Origin of the sequence: Chitinophaga sp. (genome assembly GCF_035761305.1) — a bacterium.
Lineage (GTDB): Bacteria > Bacteroidota > Bacteroidia > Chitinophagales > Chitinophagaceae > Chitinophaga.
Genome location: NZ_DASTRI010000001.1, coordinates 85,233 through 105,386 on the forward strand (window position 1 = coordinate 85,233; position 20,154 = coordinate 105,386).

18 protein-coding genes and 1 tRNA gene are annotated in these 20,154 nt (G+C 49.0%); 8 read left to right on the forward strand and 11 right to left on the reverse strand.

Going from position 1 to position 20,154, the window contains the following annotated elements; translation table 11 throughout:
- Positions 1-91 precede the first annotated feature (91 nt).
- The 3 genes from dusB (at position 92) to proC (ending at position 2,735) form a co-directional block, all read left to right on the forward strand.
- On the forward strand, positions 92-1,159 hold the full coding sequence (gene dusB / locus VFS25_RS00345) for a tRNA dihydrouridine synthase DusB (protein ID WP_326460116.1): 1,068 nt from the start codon (positions 92-94) through the stop codon (positions 1,157-1,159).
- A gap of 35 nt (positions 1,160-1,194) precedes the next feature.
- Positions 1,195-1,764: an NUMOD4 domain-containing protein gene (locus VFS25_RS00350; RefSeq protein WP_326460117.1), complete on the forward strand. Its 570-nt coding sequence runs from the start codon at positions 1,195-1,197 to the stop codon at positions 1,762-1,764.
- 170 nt (positions 1,765-1,934) lie between these two features.
- Entirely contained in the window at positions 1,935-2,735 is an 801-nt protein-coding gene (gene proC, locus VFS25_RS00355; protein WP_326460118.1) for a pyrroline-5-carboxylate reductase, read from the forward strand.
- Between the two features lie 5 nt (positions 2,736-2,740).
- Here proC and VFS25_RS00360 read toward each other — a convergent pair whose 3' ends face one another.
- The 6 genes from VFS25_RS00360 to rimP all read right to left on the reverse strand — a co-directional run bounded on the left by VFS25_RS00360 (position 2,741) and on the right by rimP (position 12,483).
- Positions 2,741-3,241 (reverse strand): SixA phosphatase family protein, encoded by a 501-nt coding sequence (locus tag VFS25_RS00360; RefSeq protein ID WP_326460119.1) that lies wholly within the window; start codon positions 3,239-3,241, stop codon positions 2,741-2,743.
- A gap of 349 nt (positions 3,242-3,590) precedes the next feature.
- Entirely contained in the window at positions 3,591-5,438 is a 1,848-nt protein-coding gene (locus tag VFS25_RS00365; RefSeq protein ID WP_326460120.1) for an amidophosphoribosyltransferase, read from the reverse strand.
- Positions 5,439-5,555: 117 nt separating this feature from the next.
- The gene (locus VFS25_RS00370; protein ID WP_326460121.1) at positions 5,556-6,938 is read right to left on the reverse strand and encodes a peptidylprolyl isomerase; all 1,383 of its coding nucleotides are present in this window, start codon (positions 6,936-6,938) and stop codon (positions 5,556-5,558) included.
- A 340-nt stretch (positions 6,939-7,278) separates the two neighbouring features.
- On the reverse strand, positions 7,279-10,602 hold the full coding sequence (infB, locus tag VFS25_RS00375; RefSeq protein ID WP_326460122.1) for a translation initiation factor IF-2: 3,324 nt from the start codon (positions 10,600-10,602) through the stop codon (positions 7,279-7,281).
- A gap of 132 nt (positions 10,603-10,734) precedes the next feature.
- Positions 10,735-11,982: a transcription termination factor NusA gene (nusA, locus tag VFS25_RS00380; RefSeq protein ID WP_326460123.1), complete on the reverse strand. Its 1,248-nt coding sequence runs from the start codon at positions 11,980-11,982 to the stop codon at positions 10,735-10,737.
- 18 nt (positions 11,983-12,000) lie between these two features.
- A complete protein-coding gene (rimP, locus tag VFS25_RS00385) occupies positions 12,001-12,483 on the reverse strand; it encodes a ribosome maturation factor (RefSeq protein WP_326460124.1) in 483 nt (160 codons plus the stop codon).
- Between the two features lie 194 nt (positions 12,484-12,677).
- Here rimP and VFS25_RS00390 point away from each other — a divergent pair, with 194 nt between their 5' ends.
- The 3 genes from VFS25_RS00390 (at position 12,678) to VFS25_RS00400 (ending at position 13,664) form a co-directional block, all read left to right on the forward strand.
- On the forward strand, positions 12,678-12,989 hold the full coding sequence (locus VFS25_RS00390; RefSeq protein WP_326460125.1) for a DUF2752 domain-containing protein: 312 nt from the start codon (positions 12,678-12,680) through the stop codon (positions 12,987-12,989).
- A complete protein-coding gene (locus VFS25_RS00395; protein ID WP_326460126.1) occupies positions 12,986-13,339 on the forward strand; it encodes a TM2 domain-containing protein in 354 nt (117 codons plus the stop codon). The genes VFS25_RS00390 and VFS25_RS00395 overlap by 4 nt, the downstream gene beginning before the upstream one ends.
- A 73-nt stretch (positions 13,340-13,412) precedes the next feature.
- Positions 13,413-13,664 carry a DUF4834 family protein gene (locus VFS25_RS00400; protein ID WP_326460127.1) on the forward strand — a complete coding sequence of 84 codons (252 nt, stop codon included), beginning with the start codon at positions 13,413-13,415 and terminating at the stop codon, positions 13,662-13,664.
- 12 nt (positions 13,665-13,676) lie between these two features.
- On the opposite strand, the gene VFS25_RS00405 is transcribed toward VFS25_RS00400, so the two are convergent.
- Positions 13,677-14,312: an HAD family phosphatase gene (locus VFS25_RS00405; RefSeq protein ID WP_326460128.1), complete on the reverse strand. Its 636-nt coding sequence runs from the start codon at positions 14,310-14,312 to the stop codon at positions 13,677-13,679.
- Positions 14,313-14,372: 60 nt separating this feature from the next.
- Here VFS25_RS00405 and VFS25_RS00410 point away from each other — a divergent pair, with 60 nt between their 5' ends.
- The gene (locus VFS25_RS00410) at positions 14,373-16,124 is read left to right on the forward strand and encodes a VCBS repeat-containing protein (RefSeq protein WP_326460129.1); all 1,752 of its coding nucleotides are present in this window, start codon (positions 14,373-14,375) and stop codon (positions 16,122-16,124) included.
- Between the two features lie 92 nt (positions 16,125-16,216).
- Positions 16,217-16,290 (forward strand) — tRNA-Ile (locus tag VFS25_RS00415).
- Positions 16,291-16,445: 155 nt separating this feature from the next.
- On the opposite strand, the gene VFS25_RS00420 is transcribed toward VFS25_RS00415, so the two are convergent.
- The 4 genes from VFS25_RS00420 to VFS25_RS00435 all read right to left on the reverse strand — a co-directional run bounded on the left by VFS25_RS00420 (position 16,446) and on the right by VFS25_RS00435 (position 20,124).
- On the reverse strand, positions 16,446-16,832 hold the full coding sequence (locus VFS25_RS00420; RefSeq protein ID WP_326460130.1) for a nucleoside deaminase: 387 nt from the start codon (positions 16,830-16,832) through the stop codon (positions 16,446-16,448).
- Positions 16,833-17,643: 811 nt separating this feature from the next.
- On the reverse strand, positions 17,644-18,180 hold the full coding sequence (locus VFS25_RS00425) for a DUF1349 domain-containing protein (RefSeq protein WP_326460131.1): 537 nt from the start codon (positions 18,178-18,180) through the stop codon (positions 17,644-17,646).
- Positions 18,181-18,288: 108 nt separating this feature from the next.
- Entirely contained in the window at positions 18,289-19,428 is a 1,140-nt protein-coding gene (locus VFS25_RS00430) for an MFS transporter (RefSeq protein WP_326460132.1), read from the reverse strand.
- A gap of 12 nt (positions 19,429-19,440) precedes the next feature.
- Positions 19,441-20,124: an HAD family hydrolase gene (locus tag VFS25_RS00435; protein WP_326460133.1), complete on the reverse strand. Its 684-nt coding sequence runs from the start codon at positions 20,122-20,124 to the stop codon at positions 19,441-19,443.
- Positions 20,125-20,154 lie beyond the last annotated feature (30 nt).

Here is a 20,154-nt window from a genome sequence, read left to right on the forward strand (position 1 = left end):
AAATTTACAGCGCCAAAACCAGTTGGCAATAGCTTTTACAAAGCCTGCTATATACCTGCTGCAACTGCAACTGTACAATGTAATAAAAAAAATGGCGAAGATTGGTAATATAAATTTAGGGGAGTTTCCCTTACTGCTGGCACCTATGGAAGATGTAAGCGACCCGCCTTTCCGCGCGGTATGTAAGGAAAACGGCGCTGACCTGATGTACACGGAATTTATTTCTTCGGAGGGGCTTATCCGTGATGCCATCAAAAGCCGGCAAAAGCTGGATATTTTTGATTACGAAAGGCCCATCGGCATCCAGATATTCGGGGGCGATGAAGAGCCGATGGCCATGGCCGCCCAGATTGCGGCAGCTACTAACCCCGACCTGGTGGACATTAACTACGGCTGCCCGGTAAAAAAAGTTACCAGTAAAGGCGCCGGCGCCGGCATTCTGAAGGATGTGCCTAAAATGATAAAGCTAACGGCAGCAGTGGTAAAAGCCACCTCCCTGCCGGTAACGGTTAAAACCCGTTTGGGTTGGGATGAGAATAGCCTTAACATTGAGGAAGTGGCCGAGCGCCTGCAGGATGTGGGCATACAGGCCCTCACCATCCATGGCCGTACCCGCACCCAGATGTACAAGGGCAATGCCGACTGGACGCTGATAGGCAAGGTAAAGAACAACCCCCGCATACATATTCCCATATTTGGTAACGGTGACATATGTACGCCGGAGCAGGCTGTAAGCGCAAGGGAAAAGTACGGGATAGATGGTGTTATGATAGGCAGGGCAGCCATCGGCTACCCATGGATATTTAACGAGATCAAGCATTTTATGCAAACCGGTGAACATTTACCGCCGCCAACTGTTTTGGAAAGAATAAGGGTGTGTAAAAAGCACCTGCACCATTCAATAGCCTGGAAAGGGGAAATAGTAGGTATACTGGAAATGCGACGCCATTATACAAATTATCTGAAAGGGTTACCGCATATAAAGGATTTCAGGCAACAATTAGTAACTTGCAAAACACTGGCAGCGCTGGAACAGGTTTTAGATGCAATAGCGGTACAGTACAAAGATCATATTTTTGAAAGGACAGCCCATCAGATAACGGACAGTAACTACCTGCCAAATAATGAAAGCATAGACTGTTGTAACGTTTACGGTTAAACCCCAGTTTCATTTTATTTAAAACTTACTTTCACATGGCCACAATTAAAAACCTTAAAAACGAAGTCTGGAAAGACTTGCAGATCAAAAACAAATCTGCCTTGCGAAAAAGATATGCGGTATCTAACATGGGGAGAGTGATCAGCTATCATGATGAAATAGAAGACGGCAAACTATTATCCGGCTCTACCGTAGAAGGCTATACGGTATTGAATGTAAAGCCGGCCGACAGCTACCAGTCCCTGTACCTGCACCGTGAGGTGGCGAAACTGTTTAACAAACGCCCCGGAAGAAACTACCGATACGTTATTCACCTCGACTACGATAAAAAGAACAATAAAGCCTCCAACCTCCGCTGGGCCACCAAAGAGGAAATGGAGGAGCACCAGCAGAACAGCCCCGCCAAACTGGCTTACAAGGAAAAGCAGCGTAACCGCTTAAAAGGCCTGAAGCTGAACGTAAGTAAGGTAAAAAGCATTAAACGCCTGCTGGCCAAACCCGGCAAACGTACTATGAAGCAGATTGCCGAGCAGTTTGACATTAGCGAAATGCAGCTGTACCGCATAAAGAGCGGTGAGAACTGGAGCCATGTACAAGCGGATTAAAGCCTGGTTTCCCAGGAATGATCAATAAATGATGTTGTCTGACTAAGGCCAGACTGTCCGGCTACTGGTAGCGGGATGGATGGCCTTAGTTGTTTTTTAAAACCGCCGGCGCCGGCCGCACTTTACATTTACCTTTTTACAGGTTACTTTTGTTTAATTAAACAAGGGATATGTCAACCAAGAAAATTGCCATTATTGGCGGCGGTAACCTGGGAACAGCTATTGCGCAGGGCGTTTTAAAGAGCGGTTTTGCCAATGCGGCAGATATTACTATTACCAAACGCAATATTGAAACCCTGGCCGGCCTGAAAGCCCAGGGCGTACTAACGGAAACGGATAATGCCAAAGCCATTGCTGCAGCAGACGTAATTATTGTGGCATTAAAGCCCTATAACATAAAAGAGGTGCTAAGCCAGGTGAAGAGCGCCTTTAACCCCGCAAAGCAAATGCTCATCAGCGTGGTAACCGGTATAACCATGGAGGAGCTGGAGGCCATTGCCGGCGCCGGCATGGCAGTGGTAAGGGCCATGCCTAATACGGCCATTGCCATACAGGAATCCGTAACCTGCATTTGCCATAAAAACGCCACTAAAGAGCAGGCCGCCTGGGTAATGGACCTGTTTAACCAGCTGGGCGTTGCCGTTAGCATTGATGAAAAGCTGATGGATGCCGCTACTGTGCTGGGCGCCTGCGGCATCGCCTATGCCCTGCGCTTTATACGGGCCAGCATACAGGGTGGTATTGAAATTGGGTTTGATGTGCGCACCGCCAATCTTATAGCGGCACAAACCGTAAAAGGCGCCGCTGCGTTGCTGATAAGCGGCAACCGCCATCCTGAAGAGGAAATAGATAAGGTAACCACGCCTAAAGGCTGTACCATAGCCGGTTTAAATGAAATGGAGCACCAGGGTTTCAGCTCTTCGCTGATAAAGGGGATCACGGTTTCGTATAATAAGATCGTTAAGGGATAACCTTTTCAAACCACTTCCTGCTTGGGGTAATCAAAGAACAGGAATTTTTTTGGCGCCCGGTCAAAATCTTTCCAGGAGTGTATATCCGCTTCTATGGCAAATATGCCGGCGGTAGGCACATTGTCTATCCTGATTTCTTCTGTGAGATAATTGGCGAAATCTGTAATACCGGGGTTGTGGGCAAAAATGGCTACTACGTCAAAGTCATCGTCGATTTTGGTGATCACCTTCAGGAAGGTGGAGGCATAGCACAGGTACAGCTCATCTTCCAGTAAAATTGCCTCTTTAGGGTACTTCCATTCACGCGCCATGATTTTAGCCGTAGTACGGGTACGTTTGGCAGGGCTGGAGATAATAAGCTGAGGAACCATGCCCTTGTGCAGCAGGCGGGCAGCCATTTCCGGAGCGTTTTGCTTACCGCGTTTGTTGAGCGGCCTGTCAAAATCGTCCATGTCGGGATCATTCCAACTGGACTTTGCATGCCGAATGAGGAGTAACGTTTTCATATGCTGAAAACCATTAATAACCATAACGAAAATACGGATTTTCAGATTTAGCAGAAAGTTAAACCCTTGCTGTTAACCGAAAATCAATTCCCGCCTGATTTAAAACAAACTTAACACAGAATAGTTGCAGGTAATATTATTTATTAATTATATATAGAGGCCTGCCGGTCGTAGAGGTTCGGGCGTTCATAAGGAACAAATGCCGCCTGCTATGGCGGGGCGCTGATTTGTCGGGCACAGGATAGGTGCGTTAAAGCATGCAAACCAAATCGCGCAGGCCCGGTTCCCGGCATAAAAAAGGCTGTACGGAAAGTACAGCCCACGAGTGTATGTTGTTTAGGTATAAATATCAATAGCCTCTTTCATTGCGGCCTTCCATATAGTTCATGAAGGCTTTGTTCACCACCCGGTTGCCGCCCGGCGTAGGGTAGTTGCCGGTAAAGTACCAGTCGCCCAGGTTATTGGGGCAAGCCTTGTGCAGGTTTTCTATTGACTGGTAAATTACATCTACCTTGGCGTTAATGCCAACAGGCGTGATGATCTGCGCTATTTTAGCGGATATTTCTTCTGTGGTGAACGGTTTGTAAATATTGCGCACCACGTTTTGCGCATGCAGGGTGTTGGTACGCTGCAGCTCCTTACACAGGCCGTAAGCTTCCTGCAGTATATGCTCCTTACCATGCTCTTTCAGCAGGGCAATGGCTGCCTGAAAAGCAACAAAGTCGCCCATTTTGCTCATATCTATACCATAGCAATCCGGGTAGCGGATCTGCGGGGCGGAGGAAATGATGATAATGCGTTTAGGGCCCAGGCGGTCCAGCATTTTAATAATACTCTCGCGCAAGGTAGTGCCGCGTACAATAGAGTCGTCTATTACGGCCAGGGTATCTATACCCGGGCGTACGGTGCCGTAGGTGATATCATATACGTGCTGCACCATTTCATTACGGCCAGAGTCTTCGGCAATGAAGGTGCGCATCTTTACATCCTTAATGGCAATTTTATCGATCCTTACCCGGCGGTTCACCATTTCCGCCAGCTTTACCTCATCAAAATCTTTACCCCAGGAAAGAATGCGCTCTATCTTAATCTTGTTCAGGTAATCTTCCAAACCTTTGATCAGGCCATAGAAGGCCACTTCCGCGGTATTGGGTATAAAAGAAAAGATGGTGTTGCGAAGGTCGTTGTCAATAACTTTCAGCACGGTTTCTGAAAGGTTGTAGCCCAGGTTGGAGCGCTCTTTATAGATTTTTTCGTCGTTACCGCGGGAAAAATAGATCCTTTCAAAGCTGCAGGCTTTGCGTTCCTGCGGCTCCAGTATCTGCTCTATGCTGTACTGGCCGTCGTTTTTTACAATAAGGGCATTGCCGGGCATCAGCTCCAGCACCTCATTCTCGCCAACATTAAAAGCAGTGCGGATAGCGGCCCTTTCGGAGGCGGCTACAATCACATCTTCATTAATATAGTAGTAGGAAGGACGTATGCCGTGCGGATCGCGGATCACAAAGGAATCGCCGCTGCCCATAAGGCCGCACACGTGGTAACCGCCATCGAACATGGAGAAGGCCTGCTGCAGGATGTTCTTTACATCCAAACCGTTGCGGCGCACCTCATCTTCCTGGCAAAGGAAGTGGTAAACAACCTCCAGCATAGCTGCCAGGTCGCTGTTGCGGTGAATTTCGCCGGGGTCTACATTTACAAACTTGAACAGCTCATCGGCATTTACCAGGTTAAAGTTACCGGCAAGGGTAATATTGCGTGCGGGAATAGTGTTATGGCGTACAAAGGGGTGGCAAAGCTCTACATTATTCTTGCCCTGGGTGGCGTAGCGCAGGTGGCCCATCAGCAGCTCGCCCAGGAAGCGTACATGGCCTTTCATAAGGCCGGGGTACCTGGTAATTTCCGGCTGGTATTTTTCTATTTCCTGTATCTCGTCGCGTACTTTGGCAAAAATATCGCCAATAGCCTGCGGGGCGCTGCTGCGGAGGCGGTGCATAAAGGGTACCCCCGGTTCTGTATTGAGTTTTACGGTGGCTATACCGGCACCATCCTGGCCGCGGTTGTGCTGCTTTTCCATGAGCAGGTACAGCTTGTTAAGCCCGAAGAAAACGGTTCCGTACTTTTGTTGGTAGTAAGAGAATGGTTTTCTTAATCTTATGAATGCAAGGCCGCATTCATGCTTTATCGCGTCACTCATCCCTTTTTTGAATTGAAGTCGCAAAGTTACGCTTAAAAAGCATAACAAAAACATAAAACTCCCCGATGCCATTATGCACCAGGGAGTTTTGTTATAGGATGTAGCTTGCGTACGATATTATTGTTTAGCCATGGAGGCCAGCCATTTGGAAATGTTTCCGCAGGTTTTAAACTCGTCTTCCACGTGAATATAATACGTGGGTATTTTTTCCATGAGCCATTTGTTTACGGCCTCACCCTGTTTTTTCTGCAAAGTGCGTGCCTGTATGCGGGCATAGTCGTCCTGCAGGTTCTCACGGTGCGGCTGTGTGCGTGTTTTCAGGTACACCAGGCGTACGCCGGTACGGCCCTGTTCGTCCGTAAACTGTACGGGGGCAGAGATCTGGCCGGGTTTCAGGGTGTCCAGCATGAGCACTATATCGCGGGTGGAGGGATCGTCCAGCTGGTCAATGGTAATAAGCGTGCCGCCGGTCATACGGTTTTGTATCATACCGCCGTCAAACTTGGCCATCTGGGCGTCGCTGTACTTGGTTACGGCTTCGCCGAAATTGTATTTATGCTCCAGTATGGAGGTGCGGATAGTGTCCAGCTTTTTGGTGGCCAGCTCAATATCGGATTTGGTGATGTTGGGCTTTACCAGTATGTGCTGCACGGTAATGTTATCGCCCTGGCGGCGCAGGCACTGTATCAGGTGGTAGCCGAACTGTGTTTTAACAGGGGAGGATATTTCGCCTTCCTTTAAGCGGAAAGCCGCGGCCAGGAAGTCGGGGTCCCAGGTGCCTTTATCGTTCCGGTTCAGAACATAAATACCTTTGTTATCTTTTACCCCGGGGTCCTCAGAATAAAGGATGGCCAGGGAGCTGAATTCAGATTCTTTATTTTCTACCCGCTTGCGGAAGTCGAGCAGGCGGTCAATAGCATACTGCTCCATTTCCTTGGTGGCTTTGGGCAGCACTACCAGCTGGCCTATTTCCAGCTCGGACTCGTAAAAGTGCAGGCTGTCTTTCGGGATGCTTTCATACTCTTTCTGCACTTCAGAGGGGGTTACCTTAATGGCATCCACAATCTTATCGCGCATGGCTTTGGCCTGCAGGCCTTCTTTAATGGGCTGGCGGAAACGTTCGCGCAGCTGGTAAATGGAGTAGCCGGTTACTTCCTTCATTTTCTCGCGGGAGCCGTACAGGTCTTCAAAGTAACGAATACGGTTCTCTATCTGCCCGTCTACATCCGCGTCGCTTACGGGTAAGCTGTCACGTTCTGCCTGCAGCACCATTACCTTTTGGGCAATAATCTGTTCCATAATGGAGCAGGCAGCGTTGGGCGGCAGCGTATTATCGGGTGAGTTGCGCTGCAGGTTCATTAGTTCCCCGTCTATATCAGATTTTAAGATAATCTTGTCGCCTACAATGGCGGCGATTTTATCCGCCACCATTTTCTGCTGCCCTACGGATGTTTGCCACAAGAGCAAAGCACCTGCAGATAATGCCAAAAGTTTGTTCATACTAACTAAAAAGCGGTGAAATTCAAAAATAGCCAATAAAATAAGCTGCACGGGGCAGCCTGTTGTTTTTAACAAAAGTTTATACAAGCGCAAAGCTTAAAGCAGAAAGCGGAAAGCTTGAAGCAGTGTGCCTTGTGGTGAGGCGTTCCTGGCTGTATGACCTGTGAGCCACACCATTGGCGCGCGGAGCGTTGTACTTTGCCATTAGCGGCCATTGGCTGTTGCAGGCTTTTCCTGTAACCCAGCTGCGCCCCGGTAGGCGCTGGCAAAAAAAAGCTGAAAGCCCTGAACAGTGGAGCAATCCATCTGCTTTGTGCTTTCAGCTTTATGCTTTTTTTGCTTATAAAGTACGCTTTACTTCTACTTCTTCAAATCCTTCAATAATGTCACCTACTTTCAGGTCGTTGTAGTTCCTGATACTCAAACCGCACTCCATGTTAGATACCACTTCCTTCACATCGTCCTTGTAGCGTTTCAGGGAACCCAGCTCGCCGGTGTAAATTACGATACCATCACGTACCAGGTTAATGCGGGTGTTGCGGGTAAGCTTACCATCCAGCACAAAGCAGCCGGCTACGGTTACCTTGTCGAAACGGTAGGTTTCGCGTATTTCCACATTTGCCACCACCTTCTTCTCTATCTTCGGCTCCAGCATGCCTTCCATGGCGCTCTTCAGCTCTTCGATAGCATCGTAAATGATGGAGTAGGTACGTATTTCTATATTCTCTTTCTCTGCCAGCTTGGCGGCCTGTGATGACGGGCGCACCTGGAAGCCTACGATAATAGCATCGGAAGCAGTGGCCAGCAATACGTCGGATTCGGTGATCTGACCTACGGCCTTGTGCACCACGCTGATGGCTATTTCTTCTGTAGAGAGCTTTTGCAGTGAGTCGCTCAGCGCTTCTACGGAACCGTCGAAGTCGCCTTTGATGATAATGTTGAGCTGTTTGAAGTTGCCCAGCGCCAGGCGGCGGCCAATTTCATCCAGCGTAATGTGCTTTTTGGTGCGGATGCCCTGTTCACGTACTATTTGTGCACGGCGGTTGGCCACTTCCTTGGCTTCGCCCTCATCATGGTACATCTTGAACTTTTCACCTGCCTGCGGGGCGCCGTTAAGGCCCAGTATCTGCACAGGCGCGGAGGGGCCGGCTTCGTCAATACGCTGTCCGCGTTCGTTGAACATGGCCTTGATCTTACCAAAGAAAGCGCCGCTCACAATGGTATCGCCCTGGTGCAGGGTACCGTTTTGCACCAGCACAGAGGCTACGTAGCCGCGGCCTTTATCCAGTGATGCTTCTATAATGCTGCCGGACGCTTCGCGGGCCGGGTTGGCTTTCAGCTCCAGCAGCTCTGCTTCCAGCAATATTTTTTCAAGCAATACATCTATGTTCAAGCCGCTTTTGGCAGATATTTCCTGGCTCTGGTACTTACCGCCCCAGTCTTCCACCAGCAGGTTCATACCGGCCAGCTGTTCCTTTATTTTTTCAGGATTGGCGCCTTCCTTGTCAATTTTGTTGATGGCAAATACCATGGGCAGGCCGGCTGCCTGTGAGTGGGAGATGGCCTCACGCGTTTGGGGCATGATGGCGTCATCGGCCGCTATCACAATTACTGCTATATCGGCTGCCTTGGCACCGCGGGCACGCATGGCTGTAAAGGCTTCGTGACCGGGTGTGTCCAGGAAGGTGATTTTTTTATTATTAGCGGTAGTTACCTGGTAGGCGCCTATGTGCTGGGTAATGCCCCCGGCCTCACCGGCTACCACATTGGCGTTGCGGATATAGTCGAGCAAAGAGGTTTTACCATGGTCTACGTGACCCATGATGGTTACAATGGGCGCTCTTGGCACCAGGTCCTCTTCTGCATCCACTTCTTCTTCTTCCTCTTCGGTATCTACATCATCTATACCTATAAATTCCACTTCATAGCCAAATTCGCCGGCTACCAGCTCAATCACTTCCGCATCCAGGCGCTGGTTAATAGACACCATGATGCCCAGGCTCATACACTTGGAGATCACTTCTGCGAAGCTTACATCCATGAGGTTGGCCAGCTCGCTCACGGAAATAAATTCCGTTACCTGCAGCTTGTTGTCTTCTGCATGCTGGTTGGCCATTTCCTCAGCGCGCTCGTTGCGTTTATCGCGGCGCTGTTTAGCCTTAACGCTTTTGCCACGGCCACCACCGCCCAATTTGGCCATGGTTTCCTTTATCTTGTTCTGGATCTCGTTCCGGTCAATTTCTTTCTCTTCCGGGCGTTTGTTGTGATCACGGTTAAAGCTGGAGCGGTTGTCGCGGTTACCTGGACCCCTGTTATCCCGGTTACCGGGACCGCGGTTATTGTTACCCTGGCGGTTGGGCGCTGCATGCGGGCGGTTGGGACCTCCTCCCTGTCCGGGTGGACGGTTGCCGCCACCCTGGCCCTGCCCGTGCGGGCGGTTGCGGTTGTCGCCGGGCCGGTTATCGCGGTTGCCGAAGCGATTGTTATCGCCGGTGCGGTTAGCAGGCGCGCCTGCACCTTTTTCGCCGGAAAATTCTTTCGGCTGTATGGGTTCCGGTTTCTTTTCCACAATAATGCGTTTACGTTTACGCTTTTCATCATTATTGTTATTGCTGTTCCGGTTAAAAGGCCCTTTGTTGTTATCGCGCCTGTCTGACTGAATAGGCAGGTTTATTTTGCCGATCACTTTGGGTCCGGTCAGTTTTTCTGCCTGTATATTTTCAATCACAGCGCTGCTATTATCATCCTGTTCGGAATCTTGTGTATTTCTTTCTGCCGGTACGGTTTCCGGTGCTGTATGTTGGGCGGCTGCCGGTGCGGCTTCGCGTTCGGGCGCTGCCTCCTGCGGCTTTTCCTCTTTGGGTGCGGCCTGGGGGGGAGCGGGTTCCTGTTTGGCGGCCGGTTGTTCTGCTACCTTTACCTTAGGTGCTTCTTCCTTAGGCGGAGCAGGCGCTTCGGGTTTTTCAGCAGCAGGAGCAGGTTGCTCTTCCTTTACCGGGGGCGCTGCTTTTTCCTCTTTAGCGGCCGGCGGTGCGGTGGCTTCAGGTTTGGGAGCAGGTTCCGGCTTGGCGGCAGGGGCTTTTTCCTCTGCAGGCTCCTCTTTACGGACAGGTTTTTTGCCCTGCAGGGCGTTCAAATCAATGGTTGCCACAACTTTAGGTCCGTTTAGGCGTGGGGCTTCAGTTTTGGTTACTTCAGATGGAGGCGGTGCGGCTGCTTCCGTTTTAGGCGGAAGGTGGTTTTCAACAGGCGGCGCTTCGGGTTGTTTGGGCGCTTTAGCCTGTACGGGTGCAGGTTCCGGGGCAGCTTCCTTTTTGGGCTTTTCGTCCTGTGCCGGTGTTTCTACTGCCACTGCGGGTTCTTCTTTCGTCGTATTTTTCTTACCTGCAGCTTCCGCAGCTTCCTTCTCCTTTTTCTTCATTGCATCTAACACGCTTCCTTTAGGCAGGGCTATCTGGTCGCTTTTGCGCTTGTTAGCCTTGTCCTGCTGGAATTCTGACTGCAGGGCTGCGTACATTTCAGCCGTCAGACGGGCATTGGGTGATTCAAATCCGTCTGTCGAGTAGCCTTTATTGGCAAGGAAATCGATAAGGGTTCCTTTACCAATATTGAACTCTTTGGCGGCAGCCAGCAATCGCGGTGTGTTGTTTGTTACTTCGGGCATATGTTATATCTCGGGCCTCCCCTTTTTCCCGTTGTACTGCAACGGGACTCCATTTTTACATTTAAAAATAACTCAAATATATTCCATTCCAAGCGAACCCAAATCCTGGGAAGGTTGCCAGACCCGGGAACGCTATTCCTTATCAAACTCTTCCTGTAGTATTCTTCTTACGTCCTTAACGGTTTCTTCTTCCAGATCGGAACGGCGTACCAGCTCTTCAGTGGTGAGGTCCAGCACACTGCGTGCGGTATCACAGCCAATACGTTTCAGCTCATCGATCACCCATTCTTCTATTTCATCTGCAAATTCCTCCAGGTCAACGTCAAATTCGGTCTGTTCCTGCTCTTCATCGCGGAATACATCAATCTCGTACCCGGTCAATTCGCAGGCCAATTTTATGTTTACGCCTTTTTTACCGATGGCCAGCGATACCTGGTCGGGTTTAAGATAAACGGCGGCGTATTTGTTATCATTATCTACTTCCTGGCGGCTGATCTTGGCGGGAGTTAGTGCACGCTGTATAAGCAGCTGAATGTTGGCAGTATAGTTAATAATGTCAATATTCTCATTTCTTAATTCCCTTACAATGCCGTGAATACGGCTGCCTTTCATACCCACGCAGGCGCCAACGGGATCAATACGGTCGTCATAGGATTCTACGGCAACCTTGGCCCTTTCGCCGGGTTCGCGTACAATCCGTTTAATTACGATTAATCCGTCAAAGATCTCCGGCACCTCAATTTCCAGCAATTTAGCAAGGAAGGAAGGATGTGTACGGGAAAGAATGATAAGCGGAGCATTGTTTTTCAGTTCAACCTTTTTAACTACGGCGCGTACGTTCTCTCCTTTTTTGAAATAGTCGGTCGGAATTTGTTCAGATTTAGGCAATATTAATTCATTCCCTTCATCATCCAATAATAAAACTTCTTTTTTCCATACCTGGTAAACTTCACCGGTTACAATTTCTCCTACGCGATCTGCGTATTTTTTCACCAGTATGTTCTTTTTAAGGTCACCTATACGGGCAGAGAGGGTTTGTTTGGCAGCCAGGATAGCCCTGCGGCCAAAGTCCTGTATCTCTACTTCCTCATACAGGTCTTCCCCTACCTGGTAATCGGGTTCTATTTTAATGGCTTCGGAATAGGCGATCTGCGCATTTTCATCCTCTACCTCTCCGTCCTGCACAATGGTGCGGCGGCGTAATATCTCCAGGTCACCTTTTTCGGTATTTACAATCACGTCAAAGTTCTCATCAGAGCCATATTTCTTCCGTAAGAGTGTTTTGAACACATCTTCCAATACCTTCATCAACGTAGGGCGGTCAATATTTTCCGCCTCTTTAAACTCTGTGAATGACTCAATCAGGTTAATACTAGCCATTGTTTTGGTAATTATATTTTAAAACACGACGCACACAACCGTGTGCTTAATTTCAGTAAAATGTATATTGATTTGTTTAGAAAGTTTCGGATCGGGTTTACCTTTCTTTTTACCCGGGTTTTCTTCCAGCGTAAGCTGGTCATCGGTTACTCCGAGCAATGTGCCTTCTTTAATGGTGCCATCCAGCAGGGTTACCTCTACCTTACGGCCAATATTTTTCAGGTATTGCCGGTGCAGCTTCAGCGGCTCGTCGAGGCCGGGGGAGGATACTTCCAGGGAGAAATCGCCTTCGGGGAAAAGCGCGGCTGCTTCCAGCTGTGCATATAAGGCGCGGTTGAGCTGTACCAGCTTTTCAACCGGGACGCCTTTGTCCCCGTCTACGAAAATCTTAACATTATTAGTGGGTTTAATCCTCACGTCTACCAGAAAGTAATCCGGGTCTTGTGCGAGCTGCGCTGTTGTAATTTGCCGGATTGTTGCGATCACTTGTTCATTTGCCATACCTAACTAACGGGAAAAACGAGAAGGGGACCGTTGCCGTCCCCTTCGTTTGAATCATTTTCCTATGCAAAATTAGGATTTTATTTTGATCCAAAAACTATTTCTTTAACTTGTATCAAATATTTAGCACGGCGAAAAGGCCCCAGGAGTACGGATTATTAAATGTTTTAATACATTTGTGTGTTAGCCTGTTTATGCACTTAAAAACATATATAAAGCACCTTAACATAGAACTGATTATATGGCCATTGGCCCTGGTGCTGTTATATTTTATGCACCCGCACCAGGGAATAAGCCTTTGCCCGCTGAAATGGATGGGGTTGCGATGGTGTCCGGGCTGCGGGTTAGGACATGCGATTCATTATGTGCTGCACGGGCAGTGGGCCCTGGCGTGGGGCAGCCACCCGATGGGCTTTTTTGCGGTACCGGTGCTGCTATACCGGACCCTTAACCTGGGTAAGCAACAACTACAGATATTCCATTACCTTAAAAACAATCCCGCATGAACGATCTTTCTTTTGCCATTCTTCCCGGCGTACAACATGAAGAGCTGCTATGGCTGCAGGAGCTGACCCGCGGCTATACTGCTGAACAAAAACACCAGTTCCTGTCGGTATACCAGGGCCGCCGCAAAGATCCCCAAACCATACTGATCTGCTGCCTGATCGGGTTGATTGGCCCTGCCGGCATACACCGCTTTTTGCTGAACAGCATAGGAATGGGCGTTCTGTACATATTTACCATAGGGCTGTGCTGGATCGGAACTATTGTAGACGCTATTAATTACAACAAGCTTACCTGGGAATATAATAAGAAAGCGGCCCTGGAAAGCGCTGCCTTGCTGGGACTGCAGTGAGGTGTTAAAGAAACCTTAAAGAAAGCTGATTGGTTTATACAGGTAGCGGATATTCTGCTACCTTTGTTTTATTATGTTGAAACTAATCTTTATTATATTCCTGCTGTGGTTATTCTATAAAATAGTATTTGATTTTATAGTACCGGTTTATCAATCAACCAAACAGGTGAGGCGGCAGATGAGCGACATACAGGACCATATGCGTCAGCAATTCCAGCAGCAGCAACAGGCGCAGCAGGCTGCAGAACAGCAACAGCAGCAGCGGGCCTCTCAACAGCGTGCTACAGACCGGGGTGAATACATAGATTTTGAGGAAGTGAAATAAGACGTTAAAAAACTAACGGCCGGCTGCCGGCTTAAAAATATCCATGATTGTTTGGGGCGCCTGCAAATGAATGGTTTGTAACCCCACTGCCCGGGCGCCTTCTATATTAGGCAGCGTATCATCAATAAATAATGTTTCTGCGGGGTTTAGCTGGTGCTCGTCTACAATCAGCTGATAAGCTTCTTTTTCCGGTTTACGGTAACCGATCAGGTGTGAATAATAGGCTTTATTAAAGAAAGCCGCCAGCGAAGGTATGCCCCTGCTTTGCTGCAGTATGTGGTTGAATTTTTCCAGGTGAATGGCGTTGGTATTGCTTAGCAGGTAGGTGTTATAGTGCAGCTGCAGCTGTTGAAGCAACTGCAGGCGTTGCAGCGGAAAATCGAGCAGCATGGCGTTCCATGCATCAATGATCTGTTGGTCGGTTACCCCGGGCTGTGCATGCCGGCGCATTTCCTGCAGGAAAACGTTTTCTGTTACACGCCCGGTTTCCAGGTCGTCAAACAGGCGGGAACCTTTGAACTGGTTATACAAGTCGGTGAAATCCTTTACTCCCAGGTCTGTGAAGGCTTTGTATGTACGCTGGTAATCGATGTTGAGGATTACGCCACCCAGGTCAAAAATAATGTGCTTAATACCTTGCATGCTCATCTAAAATATTTGCAAAGCTGCAAATTAAAGCTGTATTTTAGAAATGTACCGGCACACGTTATGAAACAATTGCTCCATTTTTTCCCGTTTCTTTATCATAGTAACCCGCTGCGGGAGCTTGCGCTCCGGGGTAATTATTTGCTTTGCCGTAACCGGCCGCCAGTTCACTGCTTTTTTTCGTATGCCCGCTACCGCTATTTGCCTGCAGCTATGCTGCTGCTGGCCTGCCATGCAGATACCAGCCGCATTAACCGCGTAAAAAGGGGCAGCCTGCTGGCCCGGCAATATTGCAGCTCCTGCCATGCATTTCCCGAACCCCGCCTGCTGGACCGTATTACCTGGGAAAAAGATGTACTACCGGTAATGGGGGAACGGTTGGGTATTAACAGCTTTCACGGCAGCTATTACCGGCGGCCGGCGCTGAGCGATACACCCGGCGCTATGGCCAACCGCATTAGCATGGCGGATTGGGATCAGCTGGTAGCATATTATACATCGGTAGCACCCTGGCAACCCCTGCCCCAGGAGCGGCCGCAGCCCATTAAAAGCCCGGCCCCTCCGCTGTTTACGCTGCGCGAGCTGCCTGCGCATATGCACAATGCCCCGCTGGTGAGCTATGTAGGCATAGATACGCTAAAACAGCGTATATGGGTAGCTGATGGTGAAGACAGCATACTGTATATATATAATAGCCAACTGCAGCTGTTGCAGCAGCTGCCAACAGCCAGCATTGTATCAGATGTGGTGCTGCCCCGTGCCTTTACGAACGGCCTTGCCTATATCACCTGCCTGGGAACGCTGTACCCTTCCGATGCCCTGCGGGGATGTATACAAACCCTGCAACCGGCGTCCGGCCCAGGGAAAGAACGCGGGCAGCAACACGGTTTGGGAAAAGATCGCCTTCAGTTAATGGATAAACGGAGCGCGCAGCCGGCGGACACGCTGCAACTGCTGCCCGGCGTGCTGAAAGACCGGTTACCCCGCCCCGTAGCTACCCTGCCCGCGGATTTTAACCAGGACGGGCATACTGACCTGCTGGTATGCGGGTTCGGTTATAATAACGGCGCCCTGAGCTGGCTGGAGTTGGACAGCGCCGGGCAAAGGACCGTGCAGGAACATGTTTTATTACCCCGCGCCGGCGCCATTAAAGCTTACATCCGGGACGATAACCGCGATGGGCGGCCGGACATTTGGGTGCTGTTTGCGCAGGGCGATGAAAGCATCTGGTACTTTGAGAATACCGGTAAGGGCCATTTTGAACCTCACCGTATTTTACAGTTTCCGCCGGTATACGGCTCCAGCAGCTTTACCCTGGAGGATATTGACCATGATGGGCTGGAAGACATTATTTATACCTGCGGTGATAATGCAGATCATTCCCGCGTGCTGAAGCCATACCACGGCGTGTACATTTACAGGAATAAAGGACATCACCAATTTGAACAGCAATACTTTTACCCGGTAAACGGCTGCTATAAAGCTGTTGTAAAAGATTTTGACCTTGACGGAGATGATGACCTGCTGACCATTTCTTTTTTTGCAGACTATGGCTACCAGCCGCAGGAAGCGTTGCTGTATTTTGAGAACCGCGGTGACCTGGATTATGCGGTGTACACGCTGCCGGCCAGCCGCCTGGGGCACTGGATATGTATGGATGCCGGCGATATAGATGGTGATGGCGATGCCGATGTGGTGATCGGCAATTTTTCCCAGGGGCCTGCTAACTTTCCGGGTATGGGCAGCCAGTGGCGGAACGGACCGCCGTTTATTGTGCTGGAAAATAATACGCGGCATGCCCGGAAAAAGGAATAAAAAATTTGTGGTTAATTGAACAAATAATTAATTTTGCCGTCCCTTAAAGGGGAACCCAGAGAAGTTAACATATATTTTGTCCGCAAGGACGCGGTCCTATAGCTCAGTTGGTTAGAGCACCTGACTCATAATCAGGGGGTCCCAGGATCATGCCCTGGTGGGACCACGAAGGTAAAAAGCCTTGTTAGTACATACTAGCAGGGCTTTTTGGCTTTATGGGCTGTTCCTGAAAATCGTTTGTGATCTACTGCCTGGTGCTGAAGGGCTGAAATGGGTCAGCAATGGTGCACGGTTGTAATTATTAGTTAAACGGATATACCGTTACTTTGGGAGGTGGCCCCAGGATTTGAATGCTGCATTTGTAAGAATGTTAAACGGGACATGGGTGCCGCCCAGTTCACCTGCTGACCGCGCAAACACCACTTCTGCAATTTTATAATGCCGGATGGCATATGAACACAGGATGCAAGGCTCAACATTTGAATACAGGATAGCACCGGAGAGGTCTGAGGTGCTTTTTAGGGCATCAAGAATTGCCATGATCTCGGCATGACGGGTAATATCCTTCAGCTGCCGGCTGTTTTCATAACCTTCCCCGATGATCACTCCATTCTTTACAATAATACTGCCCACAGGGCTTTCGCCCTCTTCGGCCGCTTTGTGGCCAAGGGCAAGGCATCTGTTTATGTATTTTTTATGTGCATCCATAGGAGGCAAAAGTAAAGAATGTGTTATTGCCGATAACCGTTGAAGCGCATAAAACCAATAACACGGATCAGCTTAAAGAAAGCTATGAGCTTGTGTAACGGTGCTTTCATCAACATGCAAAAGATTTATAGAACGCTGCTGTTGTGGTTTTCTATGAACATTTGGGAGATTATGAAGAAACCAGTCTGATACTTACAAAAGTATAAGGCCACTCCTTGAGCATAGGCTTGAAGCATCTTTATTAGCGACAATTGATCAATCTTATAGATGAAAAGGTAATTGAAAGAAATGTAATCTTAAAACCATAAAGGCTGCGGAAGTATAAAAATGGATGTGTAAGAACCCGGATTTTATTTTGCCACGTCCTTGTCTTTCATGTGCCAGCAAGGTTTGTATCTGGCGTTTTCATCCCAAGAATTAAACAGTAGTGAGTTGGCTTTTGCCAGTGCTATATCAGATGCTTTTATATTGTCAAATTTAACTGCTGTAAAAATACTTTTGGCGTTCTACAGTGTCTATTTTAAACAACATTTTGCATGAGATAAAAAGACAGCGAAAAGTGAGCAGCAAAATTATTTAAGTTTAAGGCACTAGACGTTAATACACAGTTAATAAGTGTTACACCTGATTGATAAATGATTTAAACGATTGTTAGTGTATAGTCGCTAATGACAATGGATATGTTTGACGGAACATTCAGGCAAAGAGCTCATACGATTAAAAGAATCAAAGTAACCGGTCGATAACCTGCTATACAAATCCCAAACGCTAAAGAAGTTTGGGATTTGCTTTATTTATGAGAAGAGTGTGCTCACACCTTCCTCACCTCAAAATCCTCAAACACTACCGGAAAGCTCTTCTTCCCCGGCGCTGCTGCTACCACGCCTATCTGCGCTTTCACACCCGGCGGGAAATAGGCCAGCCGCAGCATGTCATATTTTTTACCGTCAAAGGAATATTTGATCTCTACATAATCGCCTTTACGCAACAGCTTCAGCCAAACAGCAGCAGGACTGTCGTGGCGGGGAACTACCGACCAGTCAGACACTTCGCGGGTAACTACAGCGCTTACATTTTGCACGCCATCTACGTACTCGATGCCCGTTTTTATCCAGTTCTTGTTGTCGATGCGGATCATTAAGCCGGCCTGGTGAAACAGCTCCTGGTAATGGCCGCTGATCTTTACACTGGCTTCAAAATCGCCTTCCTGTTCCTGGAAGTAAAAAGGGCCGTTGTCGCGGATAAAGCCATAGTGCGTTACCCGCCAGTAATCGGTGTTCGGGTCAACAGTTACGTCCAGCTTTTTTGCATTGCCGGACCATTTAGCGGGTTCATTAAACCATTTCATAACAGGTGTTTGAGTTTGAGCAAACAGGTTTCCAATACAAGTGCCAAGTACAAAAACAAAAAGCAAGGTTCTTTTCATAAAAGGTTTGTTTAAAATAACCGTACTAAATTAATCCATTTTAGATGCCAGCAGCATAATACCGGCGCTAAAAACAGCAATCAATGCAAAAGACCATTGCAGGTTCAATGCTTCTGCGATAAAACCTATCAGCGGCGGACCGATGAGAAAACCCAGGAAACCCACGGTAGACACGGCTGCTATGGCCACTCCCGGCGGGAGTGTTTTGGATTTGCCCGCCAGGGCCAGCACCAGGGGTACAATGGATGAAACGCCGATACCTACCAGCAGAAAGCCTAACGTTGCCGTATATATGTTGGCGAAAAATATGGCCAGCAATAACCCGGTTGTGGTGATGGCGCCTGCGCATTGCAGCACCTGTCGTATACCAAAACGGGTAACAATACGGTCGGCCAGGAAACGCCCGCCGGCCATGGTGCCCATAAATGCAATATAACCAACCGTTGTCAGCGACTCCGGCACCTGCACTATTTTCTGGAAATACACGCCGCTCCAGTCGAACATGGTGCCTTCTGTTATGAGGCTGGCAAAAGCTATCAATCCCAGCTGCAGCAGCTGCCGGTCAGGTTTGGCAAAAAGCGGCTGCGCTTCTGCGGGAGCATCTTCCGGCAATAAGTATTTCCGGGAAAAAAATACCAGCAGCCAGCAAGCCGGCGCTACCAGCCAGAAATGCAGCCATACCGGCCAGCCCAGGTTAACCGCCAGCGTGCCAATAGCAATGCCGGTAAAGCCGGCAAGGCTCCACAAGCCATGAAAAGATGCCATTACCGACCGGCCGTACAGCGCTTCCACGCCTACTGCCTGCGTGTTCATGGCAATTTCAAATACGTTGTTCATAAACCCGAACAGGAAAAGCACCGTCACCAGCTGCCAAATGTGTGTGGCCAGTCCTATCATACAAAGCATGAAAGGAAAGAGCAGGCCCGCTGCAATCAATACCCTGCGGCTGCCGAAGCGGGTTACCATCCAGCCGGACACGGGTAAGCTGATCATTAAACCAATGGGCAGCGCAAATAGTACGCTTCCCAATCCGGCATTATTTAACCCGAATTGCGTTTTTATATCATGAATACGGCAGGCCCAACTTGAATAAGTCAGGCCTGCAATAAAGAAGAATATGCATACCGCTATGCGGTAGGTACGTTTGAGGTCCATTGTTGATGAAAGCATAAGCAACCTGGTTTACAGGGGTGCTGCATACAGCCCGATGTGCTGATACAGCTCGTCATAATCAGTGATCTTTACAATGTGCTCCAGGTGCGCCAGTTTTTTATTGGCAATACCTATGAACTGAATACCCATTTGCTGCGTAGCCAGGTAATCCCAGTTGCCATCTCCCACATAGGTGATATTGGCTAAAGGCATCTCCTGCCCATGTTGCTCATTCATCCTGCGGATGGTATGGCCGATGATATCCTGCCTGGCCAGCGCATCCTGTGCAAAAGCGGCAGCCATACAACCCTCAATATTAATGCCGGCGCAGCGCAGCTTGAACAACGCAGACTCGCGCCAGCCGCCGGTGGCCAATCCTACGCTGACATGCGGCTGCCGGCAAAGGAACTGCAGTACACGGCCGGCCTTCTTTATCTCCCGAATACTGTCGGGCCGGGCTTCGTATGCCCGTTGCAGTAAGTGACAGAAGTGTGCAATAAACCGGTCGCGTTCTTCCGCTGTAAACGTGCGGCCTTTTCTTTCGCGGAACAGCTGGTCAATAATGCCGGAGTCGGTAGTGTTTTGATAATACCCGTAGTTGGTTTCAAAATCGCGGAAGCCAAAGGTTTCTTCTATGGCGCGGGTATAGCAATGATCGTCTATCTCAGTAGTGTCTGTGAGGGTGCCGTCTATATCAAAAATAATGTACTTCATTCCTGTTTGTTTAAGAGATGCGTATTACGG